This is a genomic window from Nocardiopsis sp. RV163, assembly GCF_001029525.1.
Taxonomy (GTDB): domain Bacteria; phylum Actinomycetota; class Actinomycetes; order Streptosporangiales; family Streptosporangiaceae; genus Nocardiopsis; species Nocardiopsis dassonvillei.
Window position 1 is genome coordinate 1 of sequence record NZ_LEKI01000120.1, and the last position, 18,446, is coordinate 18,446.

Annotated in this window: 21 protein-coding genes and 1 tRNA gene; 11 read left to right on the forward strand and 11 right to left on the reverse strand. The window is 72.5% G+C overall.

Annotation, left to right across the window (positions count from 1 at the left end):
- Window positions 1-136 precede the first annotated feature (136 nt).
- The 6 genes from ABD54_RS19155 to ABD54_RS19180 all read right to left on the reverse strand — a co-directional run bounded on the left by ABD54_RS19155 (window position 137) and on the right by ABD54_RS19180 (window position 3,189).
- A complete protein-coding gene (locus tag ABD54_RS19155; RefSeq protein ID WP_053063622.1) occupies window positions 137-961 on the reverse strand; it encodes a copper transporter family protein in 825 nt (274 codons plus the stop codon).
- 2 nt (window positions 962-963) lie between these two features.
- Window positions 964-1,602, reverse strand: a complete 639-nt coding sequence (locus ABD54_RS19160; protein WP_047870888.1) for a DUF6286 domain-containing protein — start codon at window positions 1,600-1,602, stop codon at window positions 964-966.
- Window positions 1,603-1,621: 19 nt separating this feature from the next.
- The gene (locus tag ABD54_RS19165; protein WP_047870889.1) at window positions 1,622-2,086 is read right to left on the reverse strand and encodes an Asp23/Gls24 family envelope stress response protein; all 465 of its coding nucleotides are present in this window, start codon (window positions 2,084-2,086) and stop codon (window positions 1,622-1,624) included.
- Window positions 2,083-2,268: a hypothetical protein gene (locus tag ABD54_RS19170; RefSeq protein ID WP_047870890.1), complete on the reverse strand. Its 186-nt coding sequence runs from the start codon at window positions 2,266-2,268 to the stop codon at window positions 2,083-2,085. The genes ABD54_RS19165 and ABD54_RS19170 overlap by 4 nt, the downstream gene beginning before the upstream one ends.
- 54 nt (window positions 2,269-2,322) lie before the next feature.
- Entirely contained in the window at window positions 2,323-2,826 is a 504-nt protein-coding gene (locus ABD54_RS19175) for an Asp23/Gls24 family envelope stress response protein (RefSeq protein WP_047870891.1), read from the reverse strand.
- Between the two features lie 171 nt (window positions 2,827-2,997).
- Window positions 2,998-3,189, reverse strand: coding sequence for a hypothetical protein (locus ABD54_RS19180; RefSeq protein ID WP_047870892.1), 192 nt, complete (start codon window positions 3,187-3,189; stop codon window positions 2,998-3,000).
- A gap of 209 nt (window positions 3,190-3,398) precedes the next feature.
- Between ABD54_RS19180 and ABD54_RS19185 the strand changes: the two genes are divergently transcribed.
- Window positions 3,399-3,947, forward strand: coding sequence for an RNA polymerase sigma factor (locus ABD54_RS19185; protein WP_047870907.1), 549 nt, complete (start codon window positions 3,399-3,401; stop codon window positions 3,945-3,947).
- Window positions 3,938-4,495, forward strand: coding sequence for a hypothetical protein (locus tag ABD54_RS19190; protein ID WP_047870893.1), 558 nt, complete (start codon window positions 3,938-3,940; stop codon window positions 4,493-4,495). The genes ABD54_RS19185 and ABD54_RS19190 overlap by 10 nt, the downstream gene beginning before the upstream one ends.
- A 17-nt stretch (window positions 4,496-4,512) precedes the next feature.
- On the opposite strand, the gene ABD54_RS19195 is transcribed toward ABD54_RS19190, so the two are convergent.
- Window positions 4,513-4,929, reverse strand: coding sequence for a hypothetical protein (locus ABD54_RS19195; protein ID WP_047870894.1), 417 nt, complete (start codon window positions 4,927-4,929; stop codon window positions 4,513-4,515).
- Between the two features lie 365 nt (window positions 4,930-5,294).
- Between ABD54_RS19195 and ABD54_RS19200 the strand changes: the two genes are divergently transcribed.
- The 4 genes from ABD54_RS19200 (at window position 5,295) to ABD54_RS19215 (ending at window position 9,424) form a co-directional block, all read left to right on the forward strand.
- The gene (locus tag ABD54_RS19200; protein WP_047870895.1) at window positions 5,295-6,269 is read left to right on the forward strand and encodes an ACT domain-containing protein; all 975 of its coding nucleotides are present in this window, start codon (window positions 5,295-5,297) and stop codon (window positions 6,267-6,269) included.
- A gap of 152 nt (window positions 6,270-6,421) precedes the next feature.
- Window positions 6,422-7,159 (forward strand): L,D-transpeptidase family protein, encoded by a 738-nt coding sequence (locus ABD54_RS19205; RefSeq protein WP_047870896.1) that lies wholly within the window; start codon window positions 6,422-6,424, stop codon window positions 7,157-7,159.
- A 666-nt stretch (window positions 7,160-7,825) separates the two neighbouring features.
- Window positions 7,826-8,584 (forward strand): protein phosphatase 2C domain-containing protein, encoded by a 759-nt coding sequence (locus ABD54_RS19210; protein WP_047870897.1) that lies wholly within the window; start codon window positions 7,826-7,828, stop codon window positions 8,582-8,584.
- 426 nt (window positions 8,585-9,010) lie between these two features.
- Window positions 9,011-9,424 (forward strand): hypothetical protein, encoded by a 414-nt coding sequence (locus ABD54_RS19215; RefSeq protein ID WP_047870898.1) that lies wholly within the window; start codon window positions 9,011-9,013, stop codon window positions 9,422-9,424.
- 149 nt (window positions 9,425-9,573) lie between these two features.
- Here ABD54_RS19215 and ABD54_RS19220 read toward each other — a convergent pair whose 3' ends face one another.
- Both ABD54_RS19220 and ABD54_RS19225 read right to left on the reverse strand, forming a co-directional pair.
- Complete coding sequence (locus ABD54_RS19220) at window positions 9,574-10,830, reverse strand: FAD-binding protein (RefSeq protein WP_047870899.1); 1,257 nt, start codon at window positions 10,828-10,830, stop codon at window positions 9,574-9,576.
- A 190-nt stretch (window positions 10,831-11,020) separates the two neighbouring features.
- Window positions 11,021-12,589, reverse strand: coding sequence for a cation:proton antiporter family protein (locus tag ABD54_RS19225; protein WP_047870900.1), 1,569 nt, complete (start codon window positions 12,587-12,589; stop codon window positions 11,021-11,023).
- A gap of 425 nt (window positions 12,590-13,014) precedes the next feature.
- Between ABD54_RS19225 and ABD54_RS19230 the strand changes: the two genes are divergently transcribed.
- From ABD54_RS19230 to ABD54_RS19250, 5 genes are all read left to right on the forward strand, one after another.
- On the forward strand, window positions 13,015-13,587 hold the full coding sequence (locus ABD54_RS19230; protein WP_082166904.1) for a hypothetical protein: 573 nt from the start codon (window positions 13,015-13,017) through the stop codon (window positions 13,585-13,587).
- A 731-nt stretch (window positions 13,588-14,318) separates the two neighbouring features.
- Window positions 14,319-15,044 (forward strand): DUF4397 domain-containing protein, encoded by a 726-nt coding sequence (locus ABD54_RS19235; protein WP_235432111.1) that lies wholly within the window; start codon window positions 14,319-14,321, stop codon window positions 15,042-15,044.
- Between the two features lie 73 nt (window positions 15,045-15,117).
- Window positions 15,118-15,777 carry a class F sortase gene (locus ABD54_RS19240; protein WP_053063623.1) on the forward strand — a complete coding sequence of 220 codons (660 nt, stop codon included), beginning with the start codon at window positions 15,118-15,120 and terminating at the stop codon, window positions 15,775-15,777.
- Between the two features lie 43 nt (window positions 15,778-15,820).
- On the forward strand, window positions 15,821-16,381 hold the full coding sequence (locus tag ABD54_RS19245) for a sigma-70 family RNA polymerase sigma factor (protein WP_047870903.1): 561 nt from the start codon (window positions 15,821-15,823) through the stop codon (window positions 16,379-16,381).
- Window positions 16,368-16,649: a hypothetical protein gene (locus ABD54_RS19250; RefSeq protein WP_047870904.1), complete on the forward strand. Its 282-nt coding sequence runs from the start codon at window positions 16,368-16,370 to the stop codon at window positions 16,647-16,649. Before ABD54_RS19245 ends, ABD54_RS19250 begins: the two co-directional genes overlap by 14 nt.
- 616 nt (window positions 16,650-17,265) lie before the next feature.
- Here ABD54_RS19250 and ABD54_RS19255 read toward each other — a convergent pair.
- Window positions 17,266-17,341, reverse strand: a tRNA-Arg gene (locus ABD54_RS19255).
- Window positions 17,342-17,494: 153 nt separating this feature from the next.
- Complete coding sequence (locus ABD54_RS19260) at window positions 17,495-18,430, reverse strand: glycoside hydrolase family 16 protein (RefSeq protein ID WP_047870905.1); 936 nt, start codon at window positions 18,428-18,430, stop codon at window positions 17,495-17,497.
- Between the last annotated feature and the right edge of the window lie 16 nt (window positions 18,431-18,446).

Consider the following 18,446-nt stretch of genomic DNA (forward strand, 5'->3'; position numbering starts at 1 on the left):
GAACACCGACCGTCCCGCGCGCCCGCTCCCCCTCAGCGGGGCGCGCGGGACGGTCGGTGTTCTCGTTCACGTGCGCCCGGTAGGGCGTACGGGGGCCGGGCGGGGCCCGGCTTCCGTTTCCCCTGGGGCGCACGAGTCAGGCGAGGTCTCTGCCCCCGCTGCGCCCCGAGGCCGACATGCGCACGACGGTGGGCAGCCGCTCCAGCTCCAGGGACTCGCGCAGGGAGTCGACCCCGTCGTCCCGGCAGGCGTGCCACACCTCAACGGGATCGGCGTCCTCGGTCAGCACCAGGTCGAGCCACAGGCGCGGCTCCCGCGCGGACTCTGTGAACCTCGCCCTGCCGCGCACCACGCGCGGGTGCGCGCTGAGCTGGGCGACCAGGGCTCCCCCTGCGGCGGACGGCGACACCTCGGTCCGCCCCGCCGCCGTGTCCGCGCCCACGAGCAGCCTGCGCGGGCGGTACGCGCGGCCCTGGAGCAGGAGCCAGCGCACGGACAGCACGGTGAGCACCAGCGCGACAGCAGCGGCGGAGTGCGGTGTCCAGGGCCAGGCCAGGACCCGTGCCACCGGTTCTAGGCCGGTCAGCGGGGCGGCGGCGGGGCCGTCACCGAACAGGCCGCCGCCTACGGCGAGTCCGGCCCCGCCGCCGACCAGGAGCACCAGGCCTGTGAGGAGCAGTCCGAGCCGGTTTCCCCGCGCGGTCCACCTGCTGCGGCGGTGGGGGAAGCCCCGGATCGTGGACCGGGTCGGGGCGTGCCCGTGTGACGCGTCGGCGCGTGTCGTGCCGGTGCCGACCGTGCCGGTGCCGACCGTGTCGGCGGCCGCCGTGCCCTCGTCGCCCGTGCCCGGGGCGGTCCCGCCGGTACCGCCCGCGGCGATGCCGACCGTGTCCGGGCCGCCCGTGCCCGCGTCGCCCGTGCCGGACGGGTCCGGCTCCGGTGCGGACCGCTGTCCGTCCATGCTCACGCCTCCTCCCGCACCTGGACGCGGACCCTCGGCGCGTGGACCGGAACGAGCTCCTCCAGCCTCCGGCGCACGGCCGCGTCCACGTCCCGCCTCAGCCAGTGTGCGCCGCGTACGTGCGTGCGCGCCCGCACCCGCACCGTGCGGCGGCCCACCCGCACCCGCGCTCCGCGGACCCCGTCCACCCCGCGCGCCGAGACGGCGAGGATGTCGCGCAGCGCCCGCCGGGACAGGCCCACGGCCATGTCCCGGTCGTCGGTGCGCAGGACCAGGTGGCCGCCGTACCCGGGCAGCAACGCCGCGGTCAGCAGCATCAGGCCCAGGGCCGCGGCGGCCCCCGAGGCCAGCATGGTCTCGGGCGCCTCCCACGGGACCGTGGCGGCGCGGGCGGTCACGCCGCCCACCGCGGGGAACGGCGCGGGCGCGCCGACCATGCTCGCGGTGATCACGGCGAGCACCAGCCCGGAGACCGTCGCCACCGAGGCGGCGACCACGACGGCGGGAAGCGACCGCCGGGGCCGGAAGACCCTCACCGCGGTCCGCCGGGCCCCGCGGTCCCCGCGCCGGCCCCCGGGCGGGGTGCCGCCCGGGTCCGCGGACGCCCCGTGGGTCCGCGCCTCCTCCTGGAGGGGAGTCATCTCCGCTTCCTCCGATGGCTCAGCGCACCCGCGGCGCGGGTACGAGTTCGACGATCTCGATGTCGGTGCTGTGGACGGTCAGCCCGGTGAGGCCCTCCACCGTGGCGGCCACGTGCGCGCGGACCTCCTCGGCGGTGCGGGCGAGCGGGGAGGGGTAGGCGACGGCGATCTCCAGGCGCAGCCCCACGCGGGAGCCGCCCCGGCGCACCTCGGCGCGGGCCCCGCGGCCCTCCCCCGCCAGCCCGCCGAGCCGTTCGCCCAGGGGGCGGGTGGACCGGTGCTCGGAGGCGGCAGCGCACGCCAGGCGGCGGACCGCCCGGTCGGACACGACCGTGGCGCCGCGCTCCTCGGGCGGCACCCGGGGCGCGTGCCGGTCCGGCTCGGCGCCGGACCGCGCACGCGCGCCGGGTGTTCCGGCGGCCTCCGCGGCTTCCTCCCCGGGGTTCTGCGCGCGGCTCCCCGGGAATGCCTCGGCGGCGCTCACAGGCGACCACCGCGCTCACGGCGCGTGAACAGCTCCGCGAGGTCGATCTCGCCCTCGTAGGCCCTGCCCGCCAGGAAGCCCGCGGCTCCCAGGACCAGGACCAGGAGGAAGGCTCCGAAGCCCCCGAAGGCGGCGGCGAGGCCGAGGACCGCCCCGAAGGCGAGTCCGACGATCGACCACATGGGTCCTCACTCCCTCACGTCGTGTCTGCCGGTGTGCCGCTGTCCGCTCCGCCGTCACATGACCCTCGGCTCGCCCGTGGAACGGCTCTCCTCCTCGTCCGGCAGGTGGATGTCGTCCACGGTCACGTTGACCTCGGTGACCTCCAGGCCGGTCATCCGCTCCACGCCGGAGACGACGTTGCGCCGCACGGCGGCCGCCAGGTCCGGGATCGAGACGCCGTACTCGACGACGAGGTTGATGTCCACCGCGGCCTGGCGCTCGCCGACCTCCACGGCCACGCCGCGCGCCGCGGTGCCGGTGGAGGTGGAGCCGGGGATGCGCTCGCGGACGGCGTCGAAGGCGCGTCCGGCCCCGCCGCCCATGTGGTGGACGCCCCGGACCTCCCGGGCGGCCATACCGGCGATCTTGGCGACCACGTGGTCGGCGATCGAGGTGCGCCCGGTGCCGGTGCTCAGTTCGTGGGAGTGCTGGGCGCGCACGGGGGCGCTGTCCGCGCTGCCCGCACCTCGCAGTTCGGCGGGGGCGAGTTCACTGCTCTGGTTGCTCTTCGCGGCCATGGCCGGTTCTCCTCGTGTTCTCTGGTGTTCGGTCAGGGGTGGACGCGGGCGGCCCGCCGTGGGCGGGCCCGTCCGCCGGTCCTTCGTACGGGGCCGTCGGGGCCGATCCGAGCCGCACCGGCGGTGTTCCGGGCGGCGCCGCCGACTCCTCTTCCGGCGGTGTCGCGGCCTCTACCGCGCCCGGTCGCGCGAGGAGGCCGTGAAACGGGCGGCCGCGTCGACGACCACGCCCCGGCTGTCGGTCCGGGCGTGCTCCGGTGCGGCGTCGGGGGTGCGGGCCAGGGGCGGGGCGCCCGCCAGGACGTTCGCCTCGGCGGCGCGCCCGGCGGCCGTCCTCCTGAGGCTGAACCCGATCTCTCCCATGGCGGTACTCTCCTCGCTAGCTCGGCGGCACCCCTCGCGGCGCCGTCACAGGGGAGGACACGGGGAAGGGCCGTCGGCTCACGGCCGTTTTCGTGTGACCTGTGTCACTCATAGTGTGGGGGAGGCGCGGGTGCGGGACTGCCGTGTTCGGCGGAAACCTGGGGTAGTTTCTCTGTGCTCGTGTACGGGGAGGGGTGGCCGCAGCGACGATGCACAGGGAAACCGCACTTCCGGAGAGCGTGCTCGTGGAGCGCGCCCAGGACGGGGACGACAGGGCGTTCGAGGACCTCGTCCGTCGGCACCAGGACATCGTCTACCGGATCGCCCTGCGTGTGCTGCGCGATCCCGCCGACGCTCGGGACGCGGCCCAGGAGGCCCTGATCACCGCTTGGCGCAGGCTTCCCGAACTCGCCGACCCGCAGAGCTTCCCCGCCTGGCTCAACCGCATCGTGGGACGGCGTGCCCTGAACATGCTGCGGGGCCGCAGGCCGGTGGAACCGGTGGAGGACGACGAACGGTTGGAGGCACGGGAACCCGGACCGGCGGGGGAGACGCTCGCTGGCGACCTGCGCGGGGCGCTGTTCGAGGCGCTGTCGGGATTGCCGCCCCCGCAACGGATCTGCTGGGTTCTGCGCGAAATGGAAGGATTGGGCTATGAAGAGATAGCGGAGATCGTCGACACGACCCCGACCGCTGTGCGTGGACGTATTCACCGCGCGCGTACCCATCTCGTGGAGGCGCTTGAGCCATGGCGGTAGACCCGTCCGACGACCACGACCGACTGCCCTGCGGGACCCCGGTGGACGCACTCCTGAGGGACCTGCTGTCCGGTCGGCTCACCGGGCACGAGTCCTCCTGCCAGTACTGCCTGGCGGAGGCCGGTGAGCTGCGCCCGCTCGTCGAAGCTGTGCGCCGGGACGACGAGGAGGAGGTCACCGCTCCTCCCGGTCTGCTCACGGACGTCATGCGCGTGGTGCGCGCCGAGCGCCGCTCCCAGGGAATGATCGTCCTGAGCGGCTCCGGCCCCGGCGGCACCGAGATCCGCGAGTCTGCCGTGGCGGCCATGCTCCGGACCTCCGTCGAGTCCGTCCCGGGTGTGGTGGTCGGCCGCTGCCGCGTCGAGCAGACCCGCGAGGGCCTCTCCGTCCGGGCCACGGCGCGTGTCGCCGTCGGCTTCCCCATCCCGGACGCCGCCGACGCCGCCCGGCGCGCCATGCGCTCCCTGGCCGAACAGCGGCTCGGCCTGCCGGTCGCCCGCCTGGACATCGATGTCGTCGACCTGGACGATCCGGCCCGGGGCGGGTGAGGCCGTGACCGGTGTGCCTACTCCTCCGCTGCGGGGCGGAGGCCGGGCACGCCGTCGGAGGGGCGGACGCCGTCGTCGCACAGCGCCAGCCAGTCGCCGCGCGCGGGAACGAGCGCGAGCACGACCAAGGTCATCCCCATGGACATGAGCAGCGCGGACGCGAGCATCGCCTCGGGGGCCGCCCAGAGCTCTTCGTGTCCGTGGGTGTCGAACCAGATCCACGCGTGGTGGTGCAGCGAGCCGCCCGCCAGGGTGGTGGTGATCTCGGCGGTCGCGAGTAGGGCCACCAGGGAGGCGACGGTCCCGGTTACCAGGAGCGGCAGCGGGTGCCGGGCGCGCAGTGTGCGCACCGGCGCCTCGGAGCCGCTCGTCGATCGCGGGTGCGGATCGCGGGCCCTGTTCTGCGGTCCGGTCCTGGTCACGTTGTGGTTCATGTGTTCCGTGTGCTCCATGCGTCTGTGGACGGAGGGCGTCCAGCGGGAGGATGTCGTCATGGGCAGGACACACCGTTGCCGTTCCACCTCACGGTAGAAGTGCTGTGAGGCGCGGCATATTCCGTGTGAGTGAAGCCGGGAAGTCCCGCGTCCTCGCTGCTCGGGCGGTCTTCCCGGGAGCGTCACGGCCTCGGGAACCCCGGTTCGGCGGCCGTTGCCCGGTGCGGCCGGGAGGCGCCCGACTCCGGGCGCGTCCGCTGCGGGGACGCGCGCCGCACGCGGGAGTGGCCGGAGTCACTCTCCGTTGTTACCGGTCCTTCACGCACGGGCGAACGGGCGCAACGTCGCCCTGGGATCCTCGGTCCATGGACGTTTCCGAAGGACGGCACGGAACCGACGACCACCGCCACGGCTTCTTCGGCCGCGAGGCACTCGACCTGGGCACCCTGCTCCTCGCCGCCGGTGCGGCGCACCTGGTGGTGCTCTCCCTCGGGCACAGCGACGCGGGCGTCCGCGTCCTGATCACCGTGGGGCTGCTGCTGCTCGCGGTCTCCGCGGTCCACCGGTGGCGCCGCCACAAGGCCGCGTCCGCTCCCCGAGCGCCCCGGGACCCGGGGGCGGTGGGCGCGCCCGCGAGCGCCGGGGCGCCCGGGAGCACCGGCTCGGCCGGCGGCCGCGGCCCCTTCCGGAACCACCACCCGGCCGGACTGCCCGCCGGGGAAGGGCCCGGGGCTCCCGCCGGTTCCCCGGCGGGCGGGGAACCGGTGCGCTCCCCGTCCGACGACCTGCTGTGGAGCGTCCGCGCGACGGTCGCGGACGTGCCCGGCGGCCTGGCCGCGCTCACCGCGCGGTTCGCCGCCCTCGGGATCGACATCCGGCTCATGCAGGTCCACCCGTCCGGGGCGGACGCCGTGGACGAGTTCTTCGTCAGCGCTCCCGCGCACGTGGGAGAGGGCGACATGTACACAGCCGTAAGGGAGGCGGGCGGACGCGACGCCGCCGTGCGCCGCGCCGACGTCCACGAGCTCAGCGACACCACCAGCCGCACGCTCGCCCTGGTCGGCGCCCTGGTCACCGGGGCGACCACGCTGGAGCGCTCGCTGCTCTCCCTGGCCTCCGCGCGGGCCGTGGAGCACACCGCCGAACCGCCCGCCGGAACTGCCCGCGAGGACCTGTCCGGCACGGTCATGACCCTTCCGGCGCCCGACGGCGGTGTCCTGACCGTGCGCCGGGAGGTCATCCCCTTCACCGCCGTGGAGTTCGCCCGGTGCCGGGCCCTGGCCCACGTCGCCTCGTCCCTGCGCGCGCGTTCGCACAGCCCGGACCCCGGAGGGCGCTGAACCCGGTCGGGCGCCGCCCGCCGTCGCGGCGGACGCGCGGCCCGGGAAACCGCCGACGCGTCCGCGCACGTCCGCCCGCACACGAGGACGGAAGTCGTCCACAAGTCCCGCGCGGTGGGGAGAACCGGGCGCCGGATGGGTAAGGAGGACGTATGGCAACCCCCCGTTTCCTCCCGACACAGCACCCGAAACAGACCCTCCTCCTGGCCGTGGCCGCGGCGTTCGCCCTGCTCCTCGGGGCCGTCGTGGCGGCCCCGGCCGCGCACGCCGCACCGGCCTCGGTCAGCACCGGACCGGAACTGCGCCAGGGCAGCTCCGGGGCCGGGGTGAGCGCCGTCCAGGAGCGCCTCTCCGAACTGGGCTACTGGATCGACGGCGTGGACGGCCAGTTCGGCTTCCACACCGAGCAGGCCGTCGTGGCCCTCCAGAAGGCCGCCGGGATCGCCCGCGACGGCGTCGTGGGCCCGGCCACCCGGGCAGCCCTCGCCGAGGGGGTGCTCCCCGAGGCACAGAGCACCTCCGGCGACCTGCTGGAGATCGACCTGGACCGGCAGTTGCTGCTGGTGGTCTCCGGCGGCGAGGTGGAGCGAGTCCTCAACACCTCCACCGGGTCCGGTCAGCCCTACGAGTCCTCGGACGGCACCGAGCGGATCGCCACCACCCCGACCGGCACCTACACCGTCTTCCGCGAGGTCGACGCCTGGGACCCCGGTCCCTACGGTGCGCTCTACAGACCGAAGTACTTCAACGGCGGCATCGCCGTGCACGGGTACCCGGTCGTCCCGGCCCAGCCCGCCTCCCACGGATGCGCCCGGGTGAGCCTGGCCGCGATGGACTGGCTCTGGGAGAGCGGCGGCATCGACGTGCACACCACCGTCCTGGTGCGCTGACCCGGAGGCGGCCCGGCCGCACGGCCGGGCCGCCCCGCACCTCACCTCTCGGAGCTGCTTGCGAAGGGGGAGTGGCCGCCGGGGAAATCCTCGACGTGCCTCTCCGCCGCCTCGTCCGCTCCCGTGGTGTCGTTCACGCGGGAGGTCGGCGAAGCGGTTCGTCCGCCGGGCGACGAAGTCCTCGATGTCGAAGGGGACGGACCAGCGCAGTGCGGGCACGGGTTCGCGCCGTAGGTCCACACGGTGAGTTCCGGGTCCCTCCTCCGGTGCGCCCGTGAGAACGGAAGGAAGAGCACCTTTCTGACCGGGGCCGGGGCCCTCCTCCTGAGTATTCGCCTGGCTCTCCGAAAATATTAGGGAATATTCCACATGAGGTGATCCATTCCTTTGTCATCTTCCGGTTCCTGTTCCGGTCCCTGCGGGTGCGGATCCCCACGGATCCCCATTTTTTTCGCAGGGTGTGCTTCTTCCGCTCGCGTCCTTTCCGGAGCCGGGCCGTTCGATGTCGACCGTCTCCAGAAAATTACTGAATCGTTCATCTGTCCGAAAGATTTGCTTTCCATGGGTGTAACTTCTCGGGGCATGTAGTGCGTGGTCGCCGTGCCTCCGGGGCGGGGCCGCGGTGCCCACGACAGACGTGCCGTCCGTGAAATGGAGATCCCGGGAATGCCCTTCCGCGTCGCCACGGAGCCGGGTGCACCCGGCCGCCCCAACGAGGACTTCGCCGCGGCGACCGCGACCAGCGCGGTCCTCCTGGACGGGGCGAGCGCGCCCAGGGACCTGGAGACGGGCTGCTCCCACGGGGTGGCCTGGTACACCCGGCGGCTCGGTGCGCTGCTGCTGGCCGGGGCCGACGCGGGGGTCCCCCTGCGCGAGGCCCTCGCCGACGCGATCGCGACGGCCTCCGCCCTGCACGCGCACACCTGCGACCTGGCCAACCAGGAGAGCCCGTCCGCCACGGTCGTGGTGGTCCGGGTCGGCTCCGACGCGCTGGAGTACCTGGTGCTGTCCGACTCCGTGCTGCTGGTGGAGGGCGCGGACGGGGTGCGCGTACTCACCGACACCCGCCTGGACGACCTCAGGGCCGACCTGGCCCGCCGGGGGAGCCCCCGGGACGCCATCCGCGCGTACCGCAACGTTCCCGGGGGTTTCTGGACGGCGGGAGCCCACCCCCGTGCGGCCGAGGAGGCACTGACCGGAACCCTGCCCCTCGGGCGCTTCACCGCCATGACCGACGGGGCGAGCCGGGTGGTGGACCTCTTCGGGGACCTGGATTGGGGCCAGGCGTTCTCCCTGGTTTCGGACAAGGGGCCGCGCGCCCTGCTGGACCGGGTGCGCGAACTGGAGTCCGCCGACCCCGACCGGCTCCGTCATCCGCGCGGCAAGGGGAGCGACGACGCCACGGTGCTGGAGTGGACACCGTGACCCTGGTTACGGTCATGCTTGAATTGAATATTCGGACAAAATAATTTGGTGCACTCGGGAACTCGCCCCCCGGCGTCCCAGGTGGTCGCGTTTCGGGAGCTGCTCCCGCGGGCGACGTTTTGCCCGGTGCTCCAGATGACCTTTGTTGCCCTTTGCGGTAAAAGCACACAACAGTGGGAGCGGTGGCGGCGACGTCACGCACGGGAGAGACCAACGCCTCTCCGAAACCGTGTCGCCAGGCGCTTTCGCGTTCCGTGTTCATCCGGTAGGTTTCTCCGTAACCGAAGCGCCGGAGTTCTCCCCACAACAGCTCGTATCCGGCCTTCGTCGTTCTCTCCACCCCCGCTCGCGTGCGCGCCGAACAGGCGCGGCGCTTACGAGAGAACCCCTCATGGCGTGGACTTCGACCGGTGAAAAGGAGATGGTGTGACCACCACGGGCGTCCTCGAACCCACCGGACCGAACCGGTCCCTCGGTCGCACGAGCTGGCTCGACCGGGTCCTCACCACCCCCGGCTCCGCCGTCGAGCGCCACCCGACCGTCCGAGCCCTGGACGGCTACGAGGGCCGCCCCAACCCCGTGGACGCCACGACGCCCGCGGAGTTCCTGCTGGTCATGCGCCGCTACCTGGTGTGGGCGGGCGACTGGTCCTACCTGGAGCTGGAGTACCTGTGCGGGGGAGCGGTGCGGGCGACCACCTTCCGGGACGTCCTGGAGGGGACGCAACTGCCCCGGTACGTGTTCCTGATGGCCTTCGTGACCGCCTGCGCGGGTGAGGACGCCGCTGAGCGCCAGCGCTGGACGACCGCCTGGCACAGGCTCCGGTCGGCCGGTCACTGAGTTCCCCGGGACTTCCCCTCCGGCTTTTCCCGGCGCCCCCGCTTCGCCCCCTTTTTTCCACGCCCGGGGCCGACCCGGCCTGACCGCGCTCCGCCGCCGGGTCGCCTCGCGGTGGCCCGGCGAGGCGGCCCGGCGTCCCCGGACCCGTCTCACCCTCGGGGGAAGAGCGCGTCGGTGAAGGCGTTGCGGAACTTGCCGTCCGGGTCGAGCGCGCGTGTGAGGCGTGCGAAGTCCGCCGCGCGCCCGTACCGGGCGGTGATTTCGGCCGGGCCCATCGCGGTCAGCTTGCCCCAGTGCGGGCGGGCGCCCAGCGGCAGGAGCCGCTCCTCCACGGCCGCCAGGAGCGGCGCCACGGCCCGCGGGTCCGGCAACCACGTGAAGTGGAAGGTGACGCAGTCGCGGCCGTGGGCGGGGCTCAGCCACAGGTCGTCCGCGCGGACCGTGCGCACCTCCGCGACGTACAGTGCCGGGGCCAGCAGGTGCCCGATCCCGCGCAGGGCCGCGAACGCGGCGCCCGCGGCCTCGCGGGGCACGTAGAACTCGGACTGCAGCTCCCTGCCCGCGCTCGGCTCCAGCTCGGGGCGAAAGTGCGGGAGCCGCTCGTGCCAGGGGCCGACGACCCCCATCTGCTCGGTGCCGGGTTCCGGGGGCATCCCCGGGACGGGGTGCACCGGCCCGGACGCCGGCCGACCGCCCCGCCAGGCGCCCTCGGGGCGGTCGGTGCGGTGCTTGAGCCACACGGAGCCCTCCCCGAGCCAGTCGGTGAACAGGCTGACGCTGTAGGCAGCGCCGAACACGTCGTCGACGCGGTCGGCCACTTCGTCCAGGGGCACCCCGACGCGGACCCGCTGTGCCACCGTGAACGCCGGTTCGATCTCCAGGGAGAGCCGGGTCACGACGCCCAGCGCGCCCAGCGCGACCACCGCGCCGGGGAAGACCTCCGGGTCCTCGTCGCGGCTTAGCCAGGCCAGGTCCCCGTCGGGGCCCAGGAGCTGCACCGCGCGCACGGCGGCGGACAGGCAGCGCTGGCCGTCCCCGGACCCGTGGGTGCCGGTCGCGCACGAGCCCGCGACCGAGATGTGCGGCAGCGAGGCCAGGTTCGCCAGCGCGAACCCCCGCTCGTGCAGCGCGGTGACCAGTTCGGCGTAGCGTGTACCGGCGGTGACGGTGACCGTCCGGCCCCCGGCGTCGATCTCCGCCTCCGCGGGCAGCGCGTCCAGGCGCACCAGGTCTGCGTCGGAGTCGGCGACGAGGTTGAAGGAGTGGCCGCTGCCCAGCGCGCGGACCCGCGCGCTGCCGCGGACGACGCGGCGCAGTTCGTCCAGCGTCCTGGGCCGGTGGACCCGCGGGCTGGCGAAGGTCACGTTGCCTGCCCAGTTGGTGGTCCGCGCGTGCGGTGCTGGCATGGGGCGCTCCGTGGGTGGGACGAGCGGCGTACGGCCCCGGCTTCCCGGGCGCCGCCACGGCGGGCGGCTTCCCGGAGGATAGCCGGGCAGCCCCTCGCGCGGTCCACACGGGAGTGCGCCCGCGACCGGCTCCGCCCAGGTAGGGGGCTTCGACGGCGAAGGGTCGAGGCCGGTCCCGCGGGGCGGGTCCTCAGCCGTCGAGGCGCCCGACCGCATCGTCGACCAGAGCGCGTCCCGCCTCGCCGTACAGGTGGAAGACCGCGTCGGCGCCTCTGGCGCGCAGCTCCTCGATCTCCTCCTCATGGGTGACCACACCCGCGATCGTGGCGCGTCGGTCGTCTCCGCGCAACTGTTCCAACGCCGCCAGGTTGCCCCGTTGGTGGGGCATGGCCAGAACAACCAGCCACACCTGCGGGTCGAGCCGGAGCCGTTCCCAGAAGTCGGGGTCGGTGGCGTCGCCCTCCACGACCAGGTAGCCCCGTTTCCTCAGGCGCCCCACCGCGACGGGGTCGTGCTCCACCCCCACCACCGGGATCCCGTATTCGTCGATCAGCCGATCGTAGGCCCCGCGTCCCACGCGCCCCATGCCCAACACGACGGCGCGGGCCCCGGCGACTTCGATGGGGCGGTCCCCCTCCGGGGGGCCGGGACGCTCATAGCGGGACAGCCAGGGCCCGAGCCTGCGGGACACCGATTCGCCGAGGGCGTTCAACGGTGCCGACAGCACGAAGCTCAGCGCCACGAAGAGCGCCAGCGTCACCAGCCAGTCCTGCGACAGCCAACCCCGCGACACCGCCATGGAAGCGATGATGAGCCCGAACTCGGAGAAGTTGCCCAGTGCCATCCCCGTCAGCAGTGATGTCCGCCCACGGAGCCTGAAGCACAGGAACAGCGCCGTGAAAAGCGCCACCTTCACGGGGATGAGCAGGAGGATCGGCATCGCCAGCAGGGAACCGGCGGTGGGCAGGGCCGTGAGCCCGATGCTGAGGAAGAAGCCGACCAGCAGGACCTCCTTGACCGACATGAGCGTCCTGGCCAGGGAGGGGGCGTTGGAGGAGGGAGCGAGCAGCAGCCCGATGACCAGGGCGCCCAGGTCACCCTTGACGCCCAGCACGTCGAACAGGGTGTGACCCGCCACGAGCGCGGCGGTCACTCCGAAGAGCACCTGCATCTCCCCGTGCCCGATGCGGTCCAGCGTCATGCGCAGCAACGGGGCCGCCGGCAGCAGCAGGAGCAGCAGCGGTGCCCAGGGGCTGGGGTGTTCTCCGGCGGAGGCTGACAGGAACGCGACCGCGAACACGTCCTGGGTGATGAGTACACCGATGGCCAGACGCCCGTAGAACGAACCGGACTCGCTGCGCGCCTCCAGGGCCTTGGCCGCGAAGACCGTGCTGGAGAAGGACAGGGCGAAGCCGATGAGGAGCAGTGACGGCCAGCCGACTTCCCGGAGCATGGCCAGCCCGCTGAACCGCAGCGCTCCGACGAAGAGGGCGGTCACCAGGGTGGAGGCGAGCATGTGGATGGTCGCGGTGCCCCACACCTCGTAACGCAGCAGCGAGCGAACGTTCAGCTTCAGTCCGATGGTGAAGAGCAGGAGGGTCACCCCGAGGCTCGCCGTGCTCTCCAGCGTCGGAGTCACCCCGTAACCCAGGGCCTTGAGGACGAAGCCCGCCGCCAGAAAACCGACCATGGGAGGCAGGCGCACCGCCAGGGCGCCCAGCCCTCCGGCGAACGCGGCCACGATGAAGGCGGGTTCCACGCGCCACCTCCACTTCGTTCGGAGCCGTTCGGGCGGGACCGCCGCGGCCGGTCCGACCAGCGCTCCCCGCTACGCCGCAGGCCACGGCACTCGCACGGACGGGGGCCCGCCGGGCGCCCACCACCCCGAACGGCGATCACCTCGCGCTGACCGGGCAGACGACACGCTATCCGCGCCCGTGGGCTATTTCCGGGTGCGTGCACCGTGAGCCTCTGTCCGTCGGCCGCATGTCGTGAGTCCGGACGCCACCTTGGCGCACGGGGACGCCCCTTCGCCCCGTCTGGCGGCGCCGTTTTGGTAAACGTTGTTTAAATCGGTTCCGGGAGAGAACGACACAGAGGGGATCGGCGTCGCCAGCCCAGCGGTCAGGAGGCGTCCGGTGCCGACGGAAGGAACACGAGACGAGGGATGAGGGGATGTCCGTCATGACGAGCGCATTTCGCATTGGTCCGGTCCGAGCCGCCGCCCTGGGCGCGGTGTCGCTGCCCGCGCTCCTGCTCGCGTCCGCGCCCGCGGTCGCCGGAGCCTCCGACTCCGGTGCGGGAACCATGAGCGTCCGCGACTGCACGGCTGCGGACTTCGAGGTGGCCGAGACGGCGCGCGAGGGCGCGGCCGGTACCGTCCACATCGAGTTCGAGCTGGTCAAGCAGGAACCGCTCAGCCCCGAGGACGACGTGGCCTGCACCATGTACCCCTCCGTCGCGGACATGTACTGGGGCGAGCCCGACGGCAGCCTCATCGGCGCCGACGCACAGGTTCAGGGGCAGGACGGCGACGTCTTCGCGCTGTACCCGGGCGAGGCGGCCAAGGTGACCGTGTCCCGTCCCAACCCGGAGGTCTACGACCCCGAGGAGTGCAACCCCCTCCAGGCGTCCGGTGCCCACCTGTTCCTCCGGAACGACGAGGGCTCCGCCTACGTGCCCACGGGCGGAAACGACCGCGTCTGCGTCAACCCGGACATGGGCGCGTCGACCGTTTCCGAGATCACCCCGGCCTGATCCTGTCCAGCGCGGCCCGGCCCCGCCGGGGCCGGGCCGCCCTGTTCCTCCCCCGCGCCTCGGGCGCGGTCCACCGTCTCGAGGCGGTGCGCTCGAAGGGACCCGAACCCCCTGCCCCCGGTCCGCCGCTCCTCGGTCGTCGCGGCGACGGGACCGGGCCGACGACGCCGTGCCCGCGGTACCGGTTCCCCGCCGACCGCGCCGCCGCGTGCCTTCCTCCGAGCGTTCCTCCGAAATCCCACGCATGGTGTGCCCCGAGCGGCATGGAGGCGGCACCCGCCCCTCCCCGCACCGTGTCCCACGGCGGCCGGCGGGCGCTTTTCCCTTTTTTGATCACCTCCTGGAAAAAGGACGGTGGAAACCGCGAAGGGCAAAGGCCGGACGAGAAGAACACAATGAAAGCGCCTGCCTCCCCAGAAGGATCGGTTCCCCGGAACCCGCCTCGCCGAGACGTCCCCGGTCCGGGGGACGAATTCGAACCGCCCGGCCCTGGACGACCGCTACCGCATCCGGAGCCCGGTGCCCTTCGGGAAGACACGGAAAAAAATGAGGGGAAGCGCATCCGATCCACCCTCCGCGGGAGAAGAGACCATGAAACCTGAGATCGGCTGATCGACCCGGAGGACACGATGCAACGCTTTCCGTGGACTGTCATCGGTGCCGCCGCCGCTGGTACGGCACTTCTGCTCAGCTCGGCCGCACCAGCGTTCCCGGACTCGCAGGAAGCGCAGGTGTCCGTCGTGCACGCCGTGCCCGACGCGGTCGTCGACGTATACGTCGACGGCGACGCCGTCCTGGAGGACTTCCAACCCGGCAGCGTCTCCGACGCGCTCGCCCTTCCCGCGGGTACCTACGACCTGAAGGTCACGGAGGCCGGAGCGGGGGCCGACGCCGAGGCCGTCGTCGAGGCGCAGGACGTCGACGTCCCCGCGGGCGCCAACGCGAGCGTGGTGGCCCATCTCGACGCCGGAGGCGAGGCGGTGCTCACGCCCTTCGTCAACGACACATCGGAGATCGACGCGGGTGAGGCCCGGCTCACGGTGCGGCACACCGCCGCCGCCCCCGAGGTGGACGTGCGCGCCGACGGGGAAGTGGTCGTCGAGGGGTTGTCCAACCCCGACGAGGAAACGCTGCAGGTGGGCGCCGGTACGATTTCGGCCGACGTCGTCCTGACCGGAACCGAGGACGTGGTGATCGGTCCGGCCGACCTGGCTCTGGAGGAGGGCAGCAACACCGTCGTCTACGCCTGGGGGAGCGCGGAGGACGGGAACCTGGATCTCATCGTGCAGTCCATCGACGGTAGCGGTTCGGCGCCCGCCGGCGTACCCGGCGGCACGGGCGGAGCCGCGGACGGTTCGGCCGCCTGGACGGCCGTCGCCGTGCTGCTCGGCTTGGCCGGGGCAGCGGTGACCGCGTACGCGCTGCGTGGGCGGACGGCCCGGTGCGGCCCGGCGTAGGTTCGCGCGGCCGCGGGAAGGACGCCGCACGCGGGGGGTCCCCGCGTGCGGTATCCCCGTGTGGGAGGTTCCCGTGAGACGTCCATGGATCCTCTCCGTACTCGGAACGTCGCTCCTGGCCTCGTCGGCCGCGGTTCTGATCGGTGCGCCCGCCGGTCCGGGTGACGTCGGGGCACGGCCCCCCGGACCGCGGGTCCTGACGGAGGATCCGACGGCCCGTCCGGCCGCCCCCGCGCCGGACGCCCCCCGGCAGGACCGGGACGCGGTCACCGCGGCGCCGGCGGAGCCGGAGAGGCTGCTCTCCCACGACCTCGGGCTGTCCGCACCGGTCGACCCGGTCGGCGTCGACGACGACAGCCAGGTCGAGGTGCCGTCGGACATCACCCGCGTGGGGTGGTACCGGTTCGGGCCGGGGGCGGGGGCCACGTCGGGGTCAGCCGTTCTGGTCGGGCACGTCGACTCCGCCGAGCAGGGCCGCGGGGCGCTGTGGCCGCTGGGAGGAGCGGACGTGGACGACGTGGTGGAGGTCGAACTCTCCGACGGGACCGCGCACGCCTACCGGATAGTGGCGCGGGAACTGATCGACAAGGAAGAGCTGCCGACCGAGGAGATCTTCGCCCGCCGTGGTCCGCACCGGCTCACGTTGGTCACCTGCGGGGGTGAATTTGACCCGGAAAACACCTCGTACAGCCATAATATCGTCGTCACCGCCGTCCCCCTGGAATCGCGGTGAGTGAATCCGGGGCTGATGGCCGGACGCGGGCTAGCATTTCCCCATGGAGCAGAGCGCCGCTGAGTTGAATGACAACGAGCTGGCGCTTTCCTTTTCCAGCGGTGACCAGTCCTGCCTCGCGGAGGCCTATCGAAGATGGTCGCCCCTGGTTCACGGAATGGCACGCAAGACCTTTCTCAACACCCAGGAAGCAGAGGACATCACCCAGCAGGTGTTCGTCGCCGCCTGGCGGGGGCGCACGAACTACGACCCCGAGCGAGGAAGTCTGTCGGCGTGGTTGGCGGGCATCACCCGGCGGCGTATCGCTGACCGGCACGCCGCCGTCGAACGTGAACGCCGCTCCTTTGCGGTCTTGGCCGCACAGCACCAGACGCGGGTGGACGAGGAGCATCGTGTGGCCTTGCGGCTCACCCTGCAGACGGAGCTCGCCCAGATGCGCGAGCCCCGCAGGTCCGTACTCGAACTGGCGTTCTTCGAGGAGCGCACGCACAGTCAGATCGCCTCCGCGCTGTCCCTGCCGCTGGGAACGGTGAAAAGCCACATCAAGCGGGGCCTGTGCCTTCTACGCAGCAGAATGGAGGAGGTGGAAGGTGGAGCACCCTGACGCCGACCGTCTCGCCGAACTGGTGGCACGGTTGGATCCACCCACCCTGGCGGAGCGGTCGCACATCGACGGATGCGCGCGCTGCGAGCGTGAGGTGGAGCGCTTTCGCACGGTGATCTCGCTGGTGACCCCCGAGAAACGCGACCCCCTCGTGAGTCCTCCCGCGCGGGTCTGGGACCGCGTGCTGGCGGAACTCGACACTGACGGGACGCCGGTACCCGGCCCGAGCGATGTGGGCCCCGATTCACCGGCGAGCTGCGGTCGCTGATCGGTCCGGCGCCTGGACGAGGCCGGGTTCTGTTTCTTGAACCGGTCTCGTGCCGGAGGGGTCCGTTCGGGCGCCCACGGGGTTCTGGAGGTGCCGAGGGCTCCTGTTCTCCGGGCCCCCGAACACGGACCGAAGCGAAGCGGATGTGCGAAAAACACAGTGAGGAGCGGCAGGCCGGCTCGTTCGCCGCTACCCCCTGTGACCTGTTGCGGGCTTGTGTCCAAGTGGTTGGACCGGGGCATCACCCAGGCTCAGGCCGCGAGGTGGGCTGGGCATGGCCAAGAGGTGCCGCCGCGAGTCCGCGCCGGGTGCGTTGACGGCGACGAGGGACGTGACGAGCGTCGTGGAGCGAAGGTTTCGGGGGTTTCTGGCCCTCGTGGCCTGTACCGGTGGACACCTCGGGGCACGGAAAGCGCTGTATGACCGGACCCGCGTGCCGGGTCGGTTGGGGTTTGACCCGGTGGGCCGCGGTGCGCTGCACCCCGCACCGCGTATTCGCCGCAGTCATCCGTAAGGGGCCGGATCGGGCCGCTGTCAGCCGGACGTCGGGCAGCACGAAAGAAACCGCCGGGCCCGTGTGGTGTGCGGGTCCGGCGGTTTCTCCACTGTCTCAAGGTGGCGCACTCGGGAGGACTCGAACCCCCAACCTTCTGATCCGTAGTCAGATGCTCTATCCATTGAGCTACGAGTGCAGGCTTTTCAGTTGTGTGTCGCCCGGTCTCCCTGGCGACGTCTTTGACTCTATCACGGTGTCAGAGGGCCTCGAACCGTTTTGTGAGTGTGCGACCGGTCATGCCGGTCCCCGTCCGCCGGGCGGTCCGCCGCCCTGCGGACGGGCCGGAGCGTCAGCAGGTTCCGCCGAGGACCACCCCGTCGACGCGGGAGACGCCCGCGTCGCGCTGCGCGCCCACGCGCCGGTCGACCTCCTCGGGTGCCACGGATTCGCCCTGCTGGTGGTACACCCAGTCCACGTCCTGCACGTAGGTGCTCGGGCCGCCGGTGTGGCCGCTCATGTCGACGAACCACTGGTTGAAGTTGATCGACATCGGCGACGAGGGGTAGTACTTCCCGCTGTGCTCGGCCACCAGGTGCGTGTCCACGTAGTAGCGGACCACGCCGTCCGTCACCTGGACCACCAGGTCTCGCCATCCGCCGAAGGAGCGGTTCACCACGTCGCTGGTGTTGTCCGCGACCCAGGGGTCGCGCTGGTAGGTGTGGTACGAGGTCAGGTACATGGCCTCCGCCGGGGCGCCCCAGCCCGAGTTGGGCAGGTACTCGAAGTCGAGCTCGCTGTAGGCGGGATCGTTGTCGTATGCCAGGGGCGTGATCGTGTAGAAGGTCTGGAGCACGGTGTCGCCGTCCCGGCCGGAGACCGGGGCGTCGGCGAACTCGACCTCGGCGGCGTAGGTGCCCTCGTGGAACTTCTCCTCGCCGAAGGTCAGCTCGGCCTGGCTGGTGCCCGCCGGTGTGCCGTCCGTGGTCGAGGTCAGGCGCAGCAGGGAGTCGCCGCCCTCCTCGGCGAAGGAGATGTTGTCGGCGTCCCAGGACGCGCCGGGCACGCCGGGGCCGCCGGGCCAACTGCGGACGTTCCAGCCCTGGCCGCGCAGGGCCGGGTCCTCGGGGCCGGTGTAGTCGAAGTCGTCGAAGAACAGGCCGCACGACGCGGAGGTCCGGTCGGCGACGGTCTCGACCCCGACGGGGGAGCCCGTCGCGCAGGCGGTCAAGGGGAGTGCGACGGCACAGGCCAGGGCGATGCGGCCGGGACGGACGCGGGTGGGCACGGGGGCACCTCGGTTT